Source organism: Brevibacterium sp. SIMBA_078, from assembly GCF_046534565.1.
Classification (GTDB): Bacteria; Actinomycetota; Actinomycetes; order Actinomycetales; family Brevibacteriaceae; genus Brevibacterium.
In genome coordinates this window covers 1-243 of record NZ_JAWRYQ010000503.1, presented here as the reverse complement: position 1 = coordinate 243, position 243 = coordinate 1, and the positions used below count along the sequence as shown (strand labels likewise).

Here is a 243-nt window from a genome sequence, read left to right as displayed (position 1 = left end):
ACAATCTTGAAAATCATGCTGTTTGTCAATATGACGGGCATCCTTCATAAAACCGTGTGCCGCTCTTTCAATTTCCTTGGCTGACATAAAGTCTTGGTGTGCATCCAGTGTATTCGGTTCATACACGACACCATACATGAGGCGATGAGCATCTTCTGCCTTTGTGAGGACACTGATTTCCTTTTGAAAGTCAGGCTGCCTCTTCTTTGCTTTCATTAAAAAGAATTTCTTTTGGTTTGCTGC

General features: G+C 42.0%; 1 protein-coding gene. It reads right to left on the bottom strand.

Going from position 1 to position 243, the window contains the following annotated elements; translation table 11 throughout:
- On the bottom strand, positions 1 to 216 hold a 216-nt coding region (locus tag SB749_RS20580), incomplete at its 3' end, for an XkdF-like putative serine protease domain-containing protein (RefSeq protein ID WP_410711948.1).
- Between the last annotated feature and the right edge of the window lie 27 nt (positions 217 to 243).